The sequence below is a fragment of the Azospirillum sp. TSH100 genome (genome assembly GCF_004923295.1).
Lineage (GTDB): Bacteria > Pseudomonadota > Alphaproteobacteria > Azospirillales > Azospirillaceae > Azospirillum.
Genome location: NZ_CP039636.1, coordinates 471159 through 487827, shown reverse-complemented (window position 1 = coordinate 487827; position 16669 = coordinate 471159). Strand labels below are relative to the sequence as shown.

The 16669-nt window shown below is 68.8% G+C and carries 1 protein-coding gene; it reads right to left on the bottom strand.

Annotated features, from left to right (window positions below):
* Positions 1–30: 30 nt before the first annotated feature.
* A complete protein-coding gene (locus E6C72_RS19810) occupies positions 31–16266 on the bottom strand; it encodes an S-layer family protein (protein ID WP_136700811.1) in 16236 nt (5411 codons plus the stop codon).
* Positions 16267–16669 lie beyond the last annotated feature (403 nt).

Below are 16669 nucleotides of genomic sequence, written 5' to 3'. Positions count from 1 at the left end.
GCCTGTTGTCCGCTCTCCTGCCCTGCTCCATCAGAATGTCAGCCGCTCGATGTTCTGCAACACCAGCTGGTGATGGTTCTGGTCCTCCAGCGTGACGGTCGTCTCCTGGGTGAAGGTCAGGCCGTGGCCCGACGGGTCCAGGGTGTAGGCGTGCCCGTCCAGCTGCTGCAGCCAGTTGGTGCCGGCATTGGCGACGAAGGCGCCGACCTCGACGACGTCGGTCCAGCCCACCCCGCCATTGATGGTCAGGGTGCCGTCGCGCGGGGCGAAGATGAACAGGTCGTCGCCGGCCCCGCCGGACATGCTGGTCGTGGTGGCGCCGGCATGCAGGAGGTCCGCGCCTGAACTGCCGGTCATCGTCGTACCGGCGGAGACCAGCACCTGCACCGCCAGCGGGTCGCTGGACAGCCCCTGATCGTCGCTGACCGTCACCTCCAGCGTCCGGGCGCCGCCGCCGTTCGGCATCAGGGCCAGATGGTTGAGGATGTCGGTGTAGGTCGCGGTCGACGCCGTGCCGGACAGCGACAGTTGGTGGGTGCTGTCGTCCCAGCTGACCTCGATCCCGGTGCCGGCGATCGTCTTGCGCCCGGTGGACGCATCGGTGGCGATGGTCAGGCTGTCGAGGTTCAACGTGTCGCCGGTCTGTGACCCGGCGGCGATGCGGATCGACATGCCGGACATGACGCTGCTGTCCACATCGGCGATCGTCACGTCGGAGGTCACGGCCGGATGGTCGGTGGCGTCGGCGGCGATCACGGTGGTGGTGTGGGCGGCGGCCAACGTCGGCTTGTCGTTCACCGGATCGACCGTCACCGCGAGCGTCTGCGTCACCACTGCCGTGCTGGACCCGTCATGGGCGGTCGCGGTGACCGACAGGGTCACGGTGCCGTTGGCGTCGGCAGGCGGGGTGTAGGTCAGGCCGGTCAGGTCCGACGTGCTGAGGCTCCAGCTGCCGTCGCTGTTGTGGGTGCCGTGGTTCAGGCTGGCGCCGGTGGGCATGCCGGTGACCAGCACCGTCACCGTCTCCGACCCGTCGGTGTCGGTGGAGGCGGCGGTGATGGTCAGCGGGATCGCCGTATCCTCCGAGCCATGGGCTGCCGGCGTGGTCAGCGTCGGCGTGTCGGCGACCGGCGCCACCGTCACCGCCAGCGAGCGGGTCAGGCTCGCCGGGGTGGCGGTGCCGTCGGTCGAGGTGGCGGTGACCGACAGGGTGAAGCTGTCGCCACTGTCTTGCGGCGGGGTGATCGCGAGACCGGCCAGCTTGTCCGGTGTCAGCGTGATCGAGCCGTTGACGATGGTGAAGGTGTCGCCCGCCATGTTCGACAGATGGGCACCGGTCGGTATGTTGGCGATGGTGACGCTCAACGCCTCCGACGGGTCGGTCAGCGCCGGAATGATCGACAGGGCGACCGTGCCGTCCTCCGCCACCGATGCCGGATCGACCTGAAGGGTCGGCGTATCGGACACCGCCCGGACCGTGACCGGCAGCTGCGCGACGGTGGTGGCCGGAGCGGCGCTGCCATCGGTGGAGGTCGCGGTGACGGTCAGGGTGAAGGCGGCGCTGTCGTTCTGCGGCGGCGTGATCTTCAGCCCGGCCAGCTGGGCCGGGGTCAGGGTGATGCTGCCGCCGCTGACCGTCAGGTTGCTGCCGGCGCTGTTGGTCAGCGCCGCGCCGGTCGGGATGCCGGCGATGGTGACGCTCAGCACCTCCGAACTGTCGGTCAGGGCCGGGGTGATCGACAGGGGGATCGCCGTATCCTCGTCGCCGGTCGCCGCCGACACGGTCAGGGTCGGGGCGTCCGACACCGGATTGACCGTCACCGCCAGGGTCGAGGTGACGGCAACCGCGGCGGCGCTGCCGTCCTTGGCGGTCGCCGTGACGGTCAGGCTGAAGTCGGCGTCGCTGTTCGAGGGCGGCGTGATCGCCAGCCCGGCGAGCTGGGCAGGGGTCAGGGTGATCGAACCGTTGCTGATCGTCAGGCTGTTGCCGGCGCCGTTGGTCAGCGTGGCGCCGGTCGGGATGCCGCTGATGGTGATGCTCAGCGTCTCCGAGCCATCCGTATCGGTCAGCGCCGGGGTGATCGTCAGCGCGATCGCTGTGTCCTCGTCCCCGGTCGCGGCGGTCACGCTCAGGGTCGGCGTGTCGGTGACCGGGTTCACCGTGATGGCCAGCGGCAGGCTGGTGCTGGCCGGTGCCGCGCTGCCGTCCTTGGCGATGGCGGTGACGGTCAGGGTGAAGTCGGCGTCGCTGTTCGGCGACGGCGTGATCGCCAGCCCGGCGAGTTGCGCCGGGGTCAGAGTGATCGCGTTGTTGGTGATCGTCAGCGTGTCGCCGGCGCCGTTGGTCAGCGTGGCGCCGGTCGGGATGCCGCTGATGGTGACGCTCAGCGTTTCCGAACCGTCCGTGTCGGTCAGCGCCGGGATGATGGTCAGCGCGATCGCCGTGTCCTCGTTGCCGGTCGCGGCGGACACGGCCAGGGTTGGCGTGTCGGACACTGCGGCGAGGGTGATCGGCACGGTGACGGTGGTGGTCGCCGTGCTGCCGTTGGATTCGATGCTGACGGCGGTGACGGTCAGGCTGATCGGCGCATCGCTGTTGGCGGGCGGGGTCAGGGTCAGGCCGTTGATCTGGGCCGGCGTCAGCGTCCAGCTGCCGTCGGCATTGTGGGTGCCGGCCGACAGAAGCGCGCCGGTCGGCACGCCGGTGATGGTCAGCAGCCCGAGCCGCTCCGACCCGTCGGTGTCGGCCAGCGCGACGGAGAGGTTCAGCGGCACCGCCGTGTCCTCGGTCCCGGACAGCGGCGACCAGGTGATGATCGGCTGGTCGGCGACCGGATCGACGCTGACCCGGAACAGCTGGCTGGTGGTGGCGGAAATGCCGGTCGAGCTTTCCGTCGTCGTCGCCGTCAGGGTCAGGTTGAAGTCGGTGCCGGCATTGGCCGGCGGCATCAGCTTGAGACCGGACAGCTGGGCGGCGGTCAGGCTGACCGAGCCGGCGGTCGGCGTCAGCGTGGCGCCGTTGGCGTCGATCAGGACAGCGCCGGTCGGCAGGCCCGACAGGACGATGGTCATGGTCTCCGACCCGTCGGTGTCGACCAGGGCGGCCGACAGGTTCAACGCGATGGCGGTGTCCTCGCTGCCCGACGCGTTGGCGACGATGACGGTGGGCGCGTCGGTGACCGCCGTCACGTCGACATGGATGGTGGCGCTGGTGCTGGCGGTGTCCCTGTTGGAGCTTTCCAGGCTGGTGGCGGTCAACGTCAGGGTCATGCCGCCCGAATAGTTGCGCGGCGGGGTTACGGTCAGGCCGGACAGCTCCGACTGCTTCAGGGTCCAGGACCCGTCGCCGTTGTTGGAGCCATGGTTCAGGACGGCACCCGCCGGCAGACCCGACAGGATGATCGCCATCGTTTCCGAGCCGTCGGTGTCGACCAGGGCGGCCGACAGGTTCAGGGCGATGGCGGTGTCCTCCGCCCCCGTGGCGTCGTGGACGGTGACGACGGGCGCGTCGGCGACCGCCGTGTAGGTGACGGCATAAGTGCCGGTCGACCAGGCCGGCGTCGCGGTGCCGTCCTGGGACGCCGCCTCCACCGTCAGCGTCACCGTGCCGGCATTGTTGGCCGGCGGCGTCAGGGTCAGGTGCGCGCGGTCGTAGGCGGACAGGCCGGTCAGATCATAGACGCCGTTGCCCAGCGCCGTGCCGCCGGACAGGGTGAAGCCGGCCGGCACCGTCACCCTCAGGGCGGTGATGACCTCGCCGGCGCCCACCAGATCGGTGACGGCGGCGTCGATCGACAGGCTCGCCGCATGATCCTCCTGCACCACAGGGGCGGTGAAGGAGATGGCGGGCGCATCGCTGACCGGCGCCACGTCGACGGTCAGCGTTTTGGTCGTGGTCGCCCGGTCGGCGTTGCTGATCTCGCGCGAGACCGCGGTCACCGTCAGCTGGAAGGTTCCGCTGGCATCCTGCGGCGGGGTGAATTTCAGCCCGCTCAGCTCGGCCGGCGTCAGCACCCAGCGGCTGTTGGTGGAGTCGTAATAGCCGGCGGACAGGGTGGACCCGGCCGGAAGCCCGCTGATGACGATGCTGGCCAGGGTTTCGGAGCCGTCGGTGTCGGCCAGCGCGGCGGAGATGTCCAGCGCGATGGCCGTATCCTCGTTGCCGGACGCCGTCCGCACGGTCAGCAGCGGATCATCGGCCACGGCGGTGACGGTCACCGCCTGGGTCAGGGTCGTCTCGGTGTGGCTGGTGCCGGAAACCACCTTGATGCCCAGCGTGAAGTCGGCATCGCTGTTGGACGGCGGGGTCAGCGTCAGGCCGGCGAGCCTCGCCGGGTCCACCGAGACCGTGCCGCCGGTGACCGCCAGCACGGTGCCGTCGGAGTATTTCAGGACGGCGCCGTCGGGAATGCCCGACAGCGTCACCGCCGTCACGCCCGTCCAGTTGTTCAGTCCGGAATCGAGACTCAGGGCGACGGCGGTATCCTCGGCCGTCGTGAGGCTCGACGGCCGGTCGGTGCCGACGCCGGTCCCGGCATCGGTTCCCCCGGAGCCACCCGTACCGCCAGTGCCACCGGTGCCGCCAGTGCCACCCGTACCGCCGCTTCCGCCGGTGCCGCCGGTGCCACCGGTGGACAGGGTCCACTTCACCTCGAAGCTGTCGGACACGCCGACATTGCGGTCGCCCTCGCTCTCGATGCTGTAGGGCTTGACGGTCAGCGTCATGCCGGCGGTGTCGGTGCCGTTCGCCACCACATGGGTGATGCCGGCGGCGGCCGTGTCCTTGACGCTCAGCTTCAGCCCGCCGTCGGCCAGCGCCGCTTCATAGTCGGACGGGGTCAGGGTCCAGGTGCCGTCGCCGTTGTCGCGGCCATGGGACAGCACCGTGCCTTCCGGCACGCCGGTGATGGTGACCGCCAGCTTTTCCGACCCGTCTGTGTCCTGAAGATAGGCGTTCAGGTTCAGCACCAGATCGGTCGGCACCGCCCCCGTCACCGTGACGTCGTCGACATGGTAGGCCTCGACTGCGCCGTTCGCCCCGTGCGACACCGGGGCGTCGGCCACCGCGGTGACGGTGACGGTCGGGGTGTAGGTCTTGGTCAGGCTGTCGGTGCCATCGACAGCCGTCACCTTGACGGTGATGGTGAAATCGTCGGCGTTGTTTGCCGGCACGAGCAGGCGCAGGGTGCCGAGCTTGGTGGGATCGACCGTCCAGCTGCCGTCATGATTGTCGGTCAGTGCGGCAGCATCCGTGCTGGTCAGCGTCACCCAGGACGGCAGGCCGGAGATGACGATGGACGAGATGTGCTCCGACCCGTCGATGTCGCCGGTCAGGGCGGAGATGGTCAGCGGAATGCCGCCGACCGCGTCCTCCAGCCCGCTGGCGCTGATCGAGACCACCGGCTCGTCGGCCTTGGGATCGACGGTGACGGTCAGGTCGCGCGTCTCCTTCAGCGTTCCGCCGGAGGTGACGCCGTTCACCGTGATGATCGGCGCGCCGTTGCTGTCGGTGGTGATGACGTCCACCTTCAGGGCGACGGTGCCGGAGAAGTCCTTCGTCGTCGTCAGCGTCAGTTCGTTGCGGTACTGGGCATCGACCGACCAGCGGCCGTTGCCGAGATAGACCAGACCGCTCTCGTGCCCGGCGGCCAGCGACAGCCAGGAGCCCGACGGCAGGTTGCTGATGACCAGCGACAGGCGTTCCGACCCGTCATTGTCGGCCATCACCAGATCGCCGAGCCGCAGGTTGATCGCCGTGTCCTCGTCGCCGCGGGCGCTCAATGCGCCGCTCGGCGTCACCACGTCGGCCACGCCCTGCACATCGACATGGACGGTCACCGCCGCCGCGTCGGCGAAGGCGCTGTTGGAGCTTTCCGTCGCCCGCGCGGTGAAGGTCAGGTCGAAGCCGGTGTTGGAATTGGACGGCGGGGTGATGGTCAGGCCGCTCAGGTCGGCCTGGGTCAGCACCCATTTGCCGAGCGTCGCGTCGTAATGGCCATGGTTCAGCGTCGCCCCGGCCGGGACGCCGCCGACCAGGATGCTGAGCGTTTCCGAGCCGTCGCGGTCGGTCAGGGCGGCGACCACCGACAGCGGGATGGCGGTGTCCTCGCGCCCCACCGCGTCGGAGGCCGACAGCACCGGCGTATCGGCGACGGCGGTGACTGTCACGGTGAGCGATTGCTGCGCCGAGGTGGCGGTGGTCGCCCCCTCCACCGAGGTGGCGGTGATCTTCAGCGTCACCGTGCCGGAATAATTCAGCGGCGGCGTGAAGGTCAGGCCGGTCAGCTGCGCCGGGGTCAGGGTCCAGCTGCCGTCGGCATTGTGGATGCCGGCGGACAGCGTCGCCCCTTCCGGCAGGTTGGTGATGGTGATGTGGTCCAGCGTCTCGCCGGTCAGGTCCGACAGGTGGGCGTCGATGGACAGCGGGATGGCGGTGTCTTCCAGGCCAGTGGCGGCCACGGGAATGACGATGGGGGCGTCGGCGACGCCGGTGACGGTCACCGACAGCGTCGCCGGCGCGGAATCGGCGGTGGAGCCATTCTCCCGCTCGACCGAGGTCGCGACGACGCTGAGGGTGATGGTGCCGGAGAAATCATGCGGCGGGGTCAGGCGCAGGTTCGCGACATCGGCCGCATTCACCTTCCAGATGGTGCTGCCGTCACCCTGGGTGCTCAGCACGGTGCCGAGATTGAGGCTCGCCCCCGCCGGCACGCCGGAGATGGTGACGTAGCCGATGCTCTCCGACCCGTCGGTGTCGGTCAGCGCCGGGGTGATGGTCAGCGCGACCGCGGTGTCCTCGTCCGTCGCGGCGGCGGCGGCGGTCACGGTCGGCGCATCGGCCACCGCGTCGACGGTGATGGTGCCGGTCGCCGACTGGGTGCCACGCACCGTGCCGGCGCTGGTGGTGTCGATGGTCCCGACCGTCAGGGTGTAGGTGAGGTCGGCGTCGGAGTTGCGGGTGGTGACGATCTTCAGTCCGGACACCGTCCAGGTTCCGGCCGATCCGCCGGCAACCAGGGCGCTGGTCGGAATCGTCCAGCTGTAGGTGGTGGTCCCGCTGCGCGTCAGCTCCGTGCCATTCAGGTAGAGCTTGGCGCCGGCCACATCCAGCTGCGAGGCCGACATGGTCAGTGTGACCGTCTCCACCGCCTCCGGGCTGGCGGCATCGATATCGCTCAGCGTGATGGTGGGAGCGATGGCGATGCCTCCGGCCGCATCCTCGTTGCCGCGCGCGTTCAGCGTGGTCAGGGTGATGGCGTCGGCGACCGGCGTCACCTTGATGGTCTGCGTGGCGGTGGAGGTGCCGCCATAGCCGTCGGTGACGGTGAAGGAGAAGGTCTCCGTACCGCTGAAATCGGCGTCGGGCGTGTAGGTGAAGGTTCCGTCGGCGTTCACCACCAAGGTCCCGTGCGACAGGCGCACCGGCTGGCCGTTGTCGCCGGGCCCCTTGAAGGTCATCGTCTCATCGGTGCGGTGGTTGGTCGTGTCCTGATCGGTCGCCGCCAGCCGGCCGGAGATGGCGTTGTCCTCCGTGGTGGTGGTTGTCGCCGCGGTCGCTGTCGGGGCGTAGTTCAGAGCGGTGCGGACATCGACCGGCTGGCCGTCGACATACAGCTCCAGCTTCTCGAAATCCGCCACCTTGATGCCAAGGGCCGTCAGGGTCGCTGCGCCGGCGACGTCGGTGTCCTTGGTCGCGGCGTTGGTATCGGCCGCCGCCGTCTCGATGCGGTCGCGCAGGGTGCGCAGATCGGCCAGGATCGATGCGTTCGACAGCTGGGCGCTGGTCAGCATCACCCGGAAGGTGTCGATGCCGGCGTCGCCGTCCTGCTGCTCCGGAGCGGACGAGGTGCCGCCGTCGGTGCCGACGGTGAAGATCGACAGGTCGTCGCCCGCCCCGCCATGGATGGTGTCGGTCCCGGCCCCGCCGGTGATGGTGTCCTTGCCGGCGCCGCCGAGCAGGATGTTGGCCCCGCCGTCGCCGGTGATGACATCGTCGAAGGCCGAGCCGGTGACGTTCTCCAGGTTGCGCAGAACATCGGTGCCCTCGCCGGTGCCGACACCGGTCGCGAGATTCGCGTTCACGGCGGTGGCGGAAGCGGCGTAGGTGACGGTGTCGGTGCCGGCACCACCGTCAATGGTGTCGTTGCCGGGGCCGCCGGCCAGCAGGTCGCTGTCGGCGCCACCGTCCAGGCTGTCGTCGCCGAGACCGCCGGTCAGGGTATCGTTGCCCGCACCGCCGACGATGGTGTCGTTGCCGTCGCCGCCGTCCAGGCTGTCGTTGCCCTTCGGCGTGTTGGTGAAGCTGATGGTCAGTGTCTTGGCGGTGCTGTCGGCGGTGCTGCCGTTCTCCCGCTCCTCCGACGTCGAGACGACGGTGAGGGTGATGGGGTGGGTGGTGTCGCCTTCCTTCGCGGTCAGCTTCAGGCCGGACAGCTGGGCCTGGGTCAGGGTCCAGCTGCCGTCGGCATTCAGGGTGCCGGCGCTGAGCGTCGCCCCGGCCGGAACGCCGGTGATCGTCACCTTGGAGATGAACTCCGACCCGTCGGTATCGGTCACGGCCGGGGTGATCGACAGGGCGGTGGTGAAGGTGCCGCTGCCGTCGCCATAGATCACGTCGTCGCCGGCGCCGCCCAGGATGGTGTCGTTGCCCGCACCGCCCGACAGCGTGTCGTTGCCGGCGGTGCCGGTCAAGGTGTCGTTCTGCCCGACGCCCAGATCATAGGAGACGGCGGTGACGGAAACCGTCGGCTTGTCGGCCACGGCGATGACGGTGACCGCCAGCGTCGACTGAACCGAAACCGGGGACAGGCCGCGGTCGGTGGCCGTCGCGGTGACGGTCAGGGTGAAATCGACGTCGCTGTCGGCCTTCGGGGTGATCTTCAGGTTGGTCAGCTGGGCCGGGGTCAGCGTCCAGCTGGTGGTGCCGTCGCTTTCGGTGACGGAGGTGCCGGCGCTCAGCGTGGCCCCGGCCGGAACACCGGAAATCCTGATGCTCAGCGTCTCCGACCCGTCGGTGTCGGTCAGGGCAGACCGGATGTCGAGCGGGATCGCGCTGTCTTCGTTGCCGGACGCGGCGGTGACGCTCAGCGTCGGCGTGTCGGTCACCGGATTGACCGTCACCACCAGAGGCTTGGTCGTGGTCGCCTCAACGGCGCTGCCGTCCTTGGCGACGGCGGTCACCGACAGGGTGAAGTCGTCGTCGCTGTTCAGCGGCGGCGTGATCTTCAGGCCGGCGAGCTGATCGGGATTGAGCGTGACCGATCCATTGGTGACCGTCAGCGTGCCGTTCAGCGTGTTGGTCAGCACCGCACCGGTCGGGATGCCGGTGATGCGGACCGTCAACACCTCCGACCCGTCGAGATCGGTCAGCGCCGGGGTGATCGTCAGCGGGATCGCGGTGTCCTCATTGCCGGTGGCGGCGGAAACACTCAGCGTCGGGGTGTCGGACACCGGATTGACGGTCACCGGCAAGGTCTGCGTCACCGAGACCGGGTCGGCGACGCCGTCCTTGGCGGTGGCGGTGACCGTCAGGGTGAAATCGTCGTCGCTGTTGACCGGCGGCGTGATCTTCAAGCCGGCGAGTTGGGCCGGCGTCAGCGTGATCGAACCATTGCTGGCGGTCAGCGTGTTGCCGGCGGTGTTGGTCAGCACCGCACCGCTGGGGATGCCGCCGATGGTGATCGTCAGCGTCTCCGACCCGTCGAGATCGGTCAGCGCCGGCGTGATGGTCAGCGGGATCGCGGTGTCTTCGTTGCCGGTCGCCGCCGTGACGCTCAGCGTCGGCGTGTCGGTGACGGGATCGACGGTGACGTGCAAGGTCTGCGTCGCCGTCGCCACCGGCGCGCTGCGGTCCTGGGCGATCGCGGTGACGGTCAGGTCGAAATCGACGTCGCTGTTGTGCGGCGGCGTGATCTTCAGGCCGGCCAGCTGGGCCGGTGTCAGCGTCCAGCTGGTGGTGCCGTCGCTTTCGCTGACCGACGTGCCGGCGCTCAGCGTCGCCCCGGCCGGGACGCCGGAAATCCTGATGGTCAGCGTTTCCGACCCGTCGGTATCCGTCAGCGCCGGGCTGATGGTCAGCGCGATGGCGGTGTCCTCGTCGCCGCGGGCGGCGGACACCGACAGGGTCGGAGTATCAGTCACCGGGTTGACGGTAACCGCCAGGGTCTGCGTCACGCTGACCGGGTCGGCAACACCATCCTTGGCGGTGGCCGTGACGCTAAGGGTGAAGGTGCCGTCGCTGTTCAATGGCGGCGTGATCTTCAGGCCCGCGAGTTGGCCCGGCGTCAGGATGATCGCGCCATTGCTGATGGTCAGCGTGTCACCGGCGCTGTTGGCGAGGGTAGCGCCGCTGGGAATGCCGCCGATGGTGATCGTCAGCGTCTCCGACCCGTCGAGATCGGTCAGCGCCGGGCTGATCGTCAGCGGGATCGCGCTGTCTTCGTTGCCCGTGACAGCGGAAACGCTCAGCGTCGGCGTGTCGGTGACGGGATCGACGGTGACGTGCAGGGTCTGCGTCGCCGTCGCCACCGGCGCGCTGCGGTCCTGGGCGATCGCGGTGACGGTCAGGTCGAAATCGACGTCGCTGTTGTGCGGCGGCGTGATCTTCAGGCCGGCCAGCTGGGCCGGTGTCAGCGTCCAGCTGGTGGTGCCGTCGCTTTCGCTGACCGACGTGCCGGCGCTCAGCGTCGCCCCGGCCGGGACGCCGGAAATCCTGATGGTCAGCGTCTCCGACCCGTCGGTATCCGTCAGCGCCGGGCTGATGGTCAGCGCGATGGCGGTGTCCTCGTCACCGCGGGCGGCGGACACCGACAGGGTCGGGGTGTCGGTCACCGGATTGACGGTAACCGCCAGGGTCTGCGTCACGCTGACCGGGTCGGCAACACCATCCTTGGCGGTGGCCGTGACAGTCAGTGTGAAAATGCCGTCGCTGTTCAACGGCGGGGTGATCTTGAGGCCGGCGAGCTGATCGGGCGTCAACGTGATCGAACCGTTGCCGATGGTCAGCGTGTCGCCGGCCGTGTTGGTCAGCACCGCACCGGTCGGGATGCCGCTGATCGTGATCGTCAGCGTCTCCGACCCGTCGAGATCGGTCAATGCTGGAGTGATCGACAGCGGGATCGCGGTGTCTTCGTTGCCGGACGCGGCGGTGACGCTCAGCGTCGGCGTGTCGGTCACCGGATTGACCGTCACCACCAGCGGCACGGTCGTGGTCGCCTCAACGGCGCTGCCGTCCTTGGCGACGGCGGTCACCGACAGGGTGAAGTCGACATCACTGTTCGACGGCGGCGTGATCTTCAGGCCGACGAGCTGATCGGGCGTCAACGTGATCGCGCCGTTGCTGACCGCCAGCGTGCCGTTCAGCGTGTTGGCGAGCGTCGCTCCGGCGGGAATGCCGGTGATGCGGATCGTCAACACCTCCGACCCGTCGGTGTCGGTCAGCGCCGGCGTGATGACCAGCTGGATGGCGGTGTCTTCGTCACCCCTTGCCGCCGCGACGCTCAGCGTCGGCGTGTCCGACACCGGATTGACGGTGACCACCAGCGGTTCGCTGACGTTGACGGGGCCGGCGACGCCGTCCTTGGCCGTGGCGGTAACGGTCAGGGTGAAATCAACATCGCTGTTGGCGGGCGGCGTGATCTTCAAGCCGGCAAGCTGATCCGGCGTCAGCGTGATCGCGCCGTTGGTGATGGTCAGCGTGTTGCCGGCGGTGTTGGTCAGCACCGCACCGCCGGGGATGCCGCCGATGGTGATCGTCAGCGTCTCCGACCCGTCGAGATCGGTCAGCGCCGGCGTGATCGTCAGCGGGATCGCGCTGTCTTCGTTGCCGGTCGCCGCTGTGACGCTCAACGTCGGCGTGTCGGTGACGGGATCGACGGTGACGTGCAGGGTCTGCGTCGCCGTCGCCACCGGCGCGCTGCGGTCCTGGGCGATCGCGGTGACGGTCAGGTCGAAATCGACGTCGCTGTTCGACGGCGGCGTGATCTTCAGGCCGGCCAGCTGGGACGGTGTCAGCGTCCAGCTGGTGGTGCCGTCGCTTTCGGTCACCGACGTGCCGGCGCTCAGCGTCGCCCCGGCCGGGACGCCGGAAATCCTGATGGTCAGCGTCTCCGACCCGTCGGTATCCGTCAACGCCGGGCTGATCGTCAGCGGTATCGCGGTATCCTCGTCACCACGGGCGGCGGACACCGACAGGGTCGGGGTGTCGGTCACCGGATTGACGGTCACCGCCAGAGTCTGCGTCACCGAGACCGGGTCGGCGACGCCGTCCTTGGCGGTCGCCGTGACGGACAGGGTGAAGTCCGCATCGCTGTTCGACGGCGGGGTGATCGCCAGACCGGCGAGTTGGCCCGGCGTGAGGGTGATCGAGCCGCCGGAAATGGTCAGAACGTCGCCCGCCGTGTTGGTCAACACCGCACCGGTCGGAATGCCGGCGATGGTGATCGTCAGCGTCTCAGAGCCGTCAAGATCGGTCAGCGCCGGGCTGATCGTCAGCGGGATCGCGCTGTCTTCGTTGCCCGTGACAGCGGAAACGCTCAGCGTCGGCGTGTCGGTGACGGGATCGACGGTGACGTGCAGGGTCTGCGTCGCCGTCGCCACCGGCGCGCTGCGGTCCTGGGCGATCGCGGTGACGGTCAGGTCGAAATCGACGTCGCTGTTGTGCGGCGGCGTGATCTTCAGGCCGGCCAGCTGGGACGGTGTCAGCGTCCAGCTGGTGGTGCCGTCGCTTTCGGTCACCGACGTGCCGGCGCTCAGCGTCGCCCCGGCCGGGACGCCGGAAATCCTGATGGTCAGCGTCTCCGACCCGTCGGTGTCGGTCAGCGCCGGACTGATCGTCAGCGCAATGGCGGTGTCCTCGTCACCACGGGCGGCGGACACCGACAGGGTCGGGGTGTCGGACACCGGATTGACGGTCACCAGCAGCGGGGCAGTGGTGATCGCCGCAGCGGCGCTGCCATCCTTTGAGGTCGCTGTGACGGTCAGGGTGAAGTCGTCGTCGCTGTTCAGCGGCGGCGTGATCTTCAGGCCGACGAGCTGATCCGGCGTCAACGTGATCGAGCCGTTGCTGATCGTCAGCGTATCGCCGGCCGTATTGGCGAGAGCGGCACCGGACGGAATGCCGGCGATGGTGACGGTCAGCACCTCCGATCCGTCGGTGTCGGTCAGGGCCGGGCTGATCGTCAGGGGGATCGCCGTGTCCTCGCTGCCCAATGCCGCCTGAACGCTCAGCACGGGAGCATCGGAAACGGCGGAAACGGTCACCGGCAAGGTCTGCGTCACCGACACCGGGTCGGCGACGCCGTCCTTGGCGGTCGCGGTGACGGTCAGGGTGAAATCAACGTCGCTGTTGGCGGGCGGTGTGATCTTCAAGCCGGCGAGCTGATCCGGCGTCAGGGTGATCGCGCCGTTGGCGATGGTCAGCGTGTTGCCGGCGGTGTTGGTCAGCACCGCACCGCTGGGGATACCGCCGATGGTGATCGTCAGCGTCTCCGACCCATCGGGATCGGTCAGCGCCGGGCTGATCGTCAGCGGAATCGCGGTGTCTTCGTTGCCGGTCGCCGCCGTGACGCTCAACGTCGGCGTGTCGGTGACGGGATCGACGGTGACGTGCAAGGTCTGCGTCGCCGTCGCCACCGGCGCGCTGCGGTCCTGGGCGATCGCGGTGACGGTCAGGTCGAAATCGACGTCGCTGTTGTGCGGCGGCGTGATCTTCAGGCCGGCCAGCTGGGCCGGTGTCAGCGTCCAGCTGGTGGTGCCGTCGCTTTCGCTGACCGACGTGCCGGCGCTCAGCGTCGCCCCGGCCGGGACGCCGGAAATCCTGATGGTCAGCGTTTCCGACCCGTCGGTGTCGGTCAGCGCCGGGCTGATCGTCAGCGGGATCGCGCTGTCCTCGTCGCCACGCGCGGCGGTGACGGCAAGGGTGGGCGTGTCCGACACCGGGTTGACGGTCACCGCCAGGGTCTGCGTCACCGAGACCGGGTCGGCGACGCCATCCTTTGCCGTCGCCGTGACGGACAGGGTGAAGTCCGCATCGCTGTTCGACGGCGGGGTGATCGCCAGACCGGCGAGTTGGCCCGGCGTGAGGGTGATCGAGCCGCCGGAAATGGTCAGAACATCGCCCGCCGTGTTGGTCAGCACAGCACCGGTCGGAATGCCGGCGATGGTGATCGTCAGCGTCTCAGACCCGTCAAGATCGGTCAGCGCCGGCGTGATGGTCAAAGGAATGGCAGTGTCTTCATTGCCGGTCGCCGCGGAGAGCGACAGGGTCGGCGTGTCGGTGACGGGGATCACCGTAACGGCCAAGGGCGCGCTGACGCTCACCGGATCGGCGCCGCCATCCCTGGCTGTGGCGGTGATGGTCAGGGTGAAATCCACGTCGCTGTTGGCCGGCGGCGTGATCGTCAGGCCGGCGAGCTGGCCCGGCGACAGCGTGATCGACCCGTTGCTGATCGTCAGCACGTCGCCCGCCGTGTTCTTGAGGCTGGCGCCGGTCGGAATGCCACTGATGGTGACGCTCAGCGCCTCCGAGCCGTCGGTGTCGGTCAGCGCCGGGCTGATGGTCAGCGCAATGGCGCTGTCTTCGTTGCCGCTCGCCGCAGAGACCGACAGCGTCGGCGTGTCGGTGACCGGATTGACGGTGACCGCCAGGGGGGCGCTGACGCTCACCGGAGCGGCGGTGCCGTCCTGAGCGGTCGTGGTGACGGTCAGGGTGAAGTCGACGTCGCTGTTGGCCGGCGGCGTGATCCTGAGGCCAGCCAGTTGGCCGGGCGTCAGCGTGACCGAACCGTTGCTGATCGTCAGCGGATCGCCCGCCGCATTGGCGAGGCTGGCGCCGGCGGGGATGCCGCTGATGGTGACGCTCAGCGTCTCCGACCCGTCGGTGTCGGTCAGGGCCGGGGTTATGGTCAGAGGAATCGCGGAGTCTTCATTGCCCGTCGCGGCGGCGACGGTCAGCGTCGGCGTGTCGGTCACCGGGTTCACCGTGACGAGCAGCGGCTGGCTGGTGCTGGCCGGGGCGGCGGTGCCGTCGCGGCTGGTCGCGGTGATGGTCAGGGTGAAGTCGGCGTCGCTGTTCAGCGGCGGGGTGATCGCCAGACCGGCGAGCTGGCCCGGCGTCAGGGTGATCGAGCCGCCGGAAATGGTCAGCCTGTCGCCGGCCGTGTTGGTCAGCACCGCACCGGCCGGAATTCCGGCGATGGTGACGGTCAGCGCCTCCGAGCCGTCGGTGTCGGTCAGCGCCGGGCTGATGGTCAGCGGAATCGCCGTATCCTCGGCGCCGGTGACGGCCGAGACGCTGAGCGTCGGCGTGTCGGACACCGGATTGACGGTGACCGGCAGGGTGGCGGCGACGCTCGCGGGCGCGGCGGTGCCATCGGTGCTGGTGGCTGTCACCGTCAGGCTGAAGCTGTCGCCGCTGTTGGGCGGCGGGGTCAGCGTCAGGCCGGGGATCTGGGAGGCGGTCAGCACGATGCTGCCGTTCACCACCATCAGCACCGTGCCGGAGGCGTCGCGCAGAACCGCGCCGTCCGGGATGCCCGCCAGCGTGACGGTCAGCACCTCCGTCCCGCCGGTGTCGGTCAGGGCAGCGGCGATGTTCAGGGCGATGGCGCTGTCCTCGTCACCCGAAACCCCGTTCACCGTCAGGCTGGGCGTATCGGAGACGGCCGTCTGCGCCGGCGTCGCGGTGGTGGCGATGTCGGCGGCGATGTCGGTGGTGGCAACGGCGCCCTGGAGGAAGGTCACCCCCTCGGCATTGGGAACGGTCCCGTTGTCGATCACCTGGGTGGGCGTGCCGGGCATGGGAATGGCCGACTGCGCCACCTGGAGCGGATCGTAGGTCGAGGTCGTCCGCGCGTTGGACAGAAGCTCCGCCCGTTCCGCCGCCGTTCCGGCCGCTTCACGCGGTCCGCCGTCCGACGGGCCGGCCCCCTCAGGACCGCTCGGGCCGGAGCCGCGGGTGCCTTCGGTAAGCAGCACGTCACCGTTCAGCAGAAGCGCGTTCACCGCCTGATCGGTGGTGACGGCCACCGCTTCGCCGACGACGGTGCCGGTCTGCACCGCGCCGCCGACCATCAGATCCTCGGCACCACGATAGTCAGTCTGGACGTAGCCAAGCGTGTCGTCGGGCCGCTGCAATTGCACGGTGCTCGACTCATGGATGACACCGCCCAGCCGGGTGCCGTCGACCTGCTGGAGAAGGGTCAGATCGTCCAGGATCTGACGATCATCGACCGCCGGAACCTTCTCCTGAACCGCTTCCTCAGCCATCGGACCGCTCCATAAGTCGGGTGCAAAATCGCACCGCGCCACACGTCACGACCCTAGGTTCTAGCGTCCTCACTTGCTTGTGATAAGAAACATCCTGTGATGAGTTTCAACAGCATGAAGGATGAATCTGTCGCTGCGGCCGCAATAGGATGACCGGCAATCAGCGCAAAATTGCTTTGAAACGCTTGGTTTCCACCGCTTTCACGCAAGCTCGGAAGCGTCGGGTGCAACACGCTTTGTCACTCGGTTGCCTTTTGTTGCTATTCGCGGATTTACCTATCACTAGCAATTATGATGTTGATTGACGTACCCGGTTAATCCCGTGAACAGGTTGGTCGTTTTGCAAGCCGCAGCCCCGCCCACCCCCCAAGCCACAGCGCCCGCCCGGACCGGGCGCAATGGC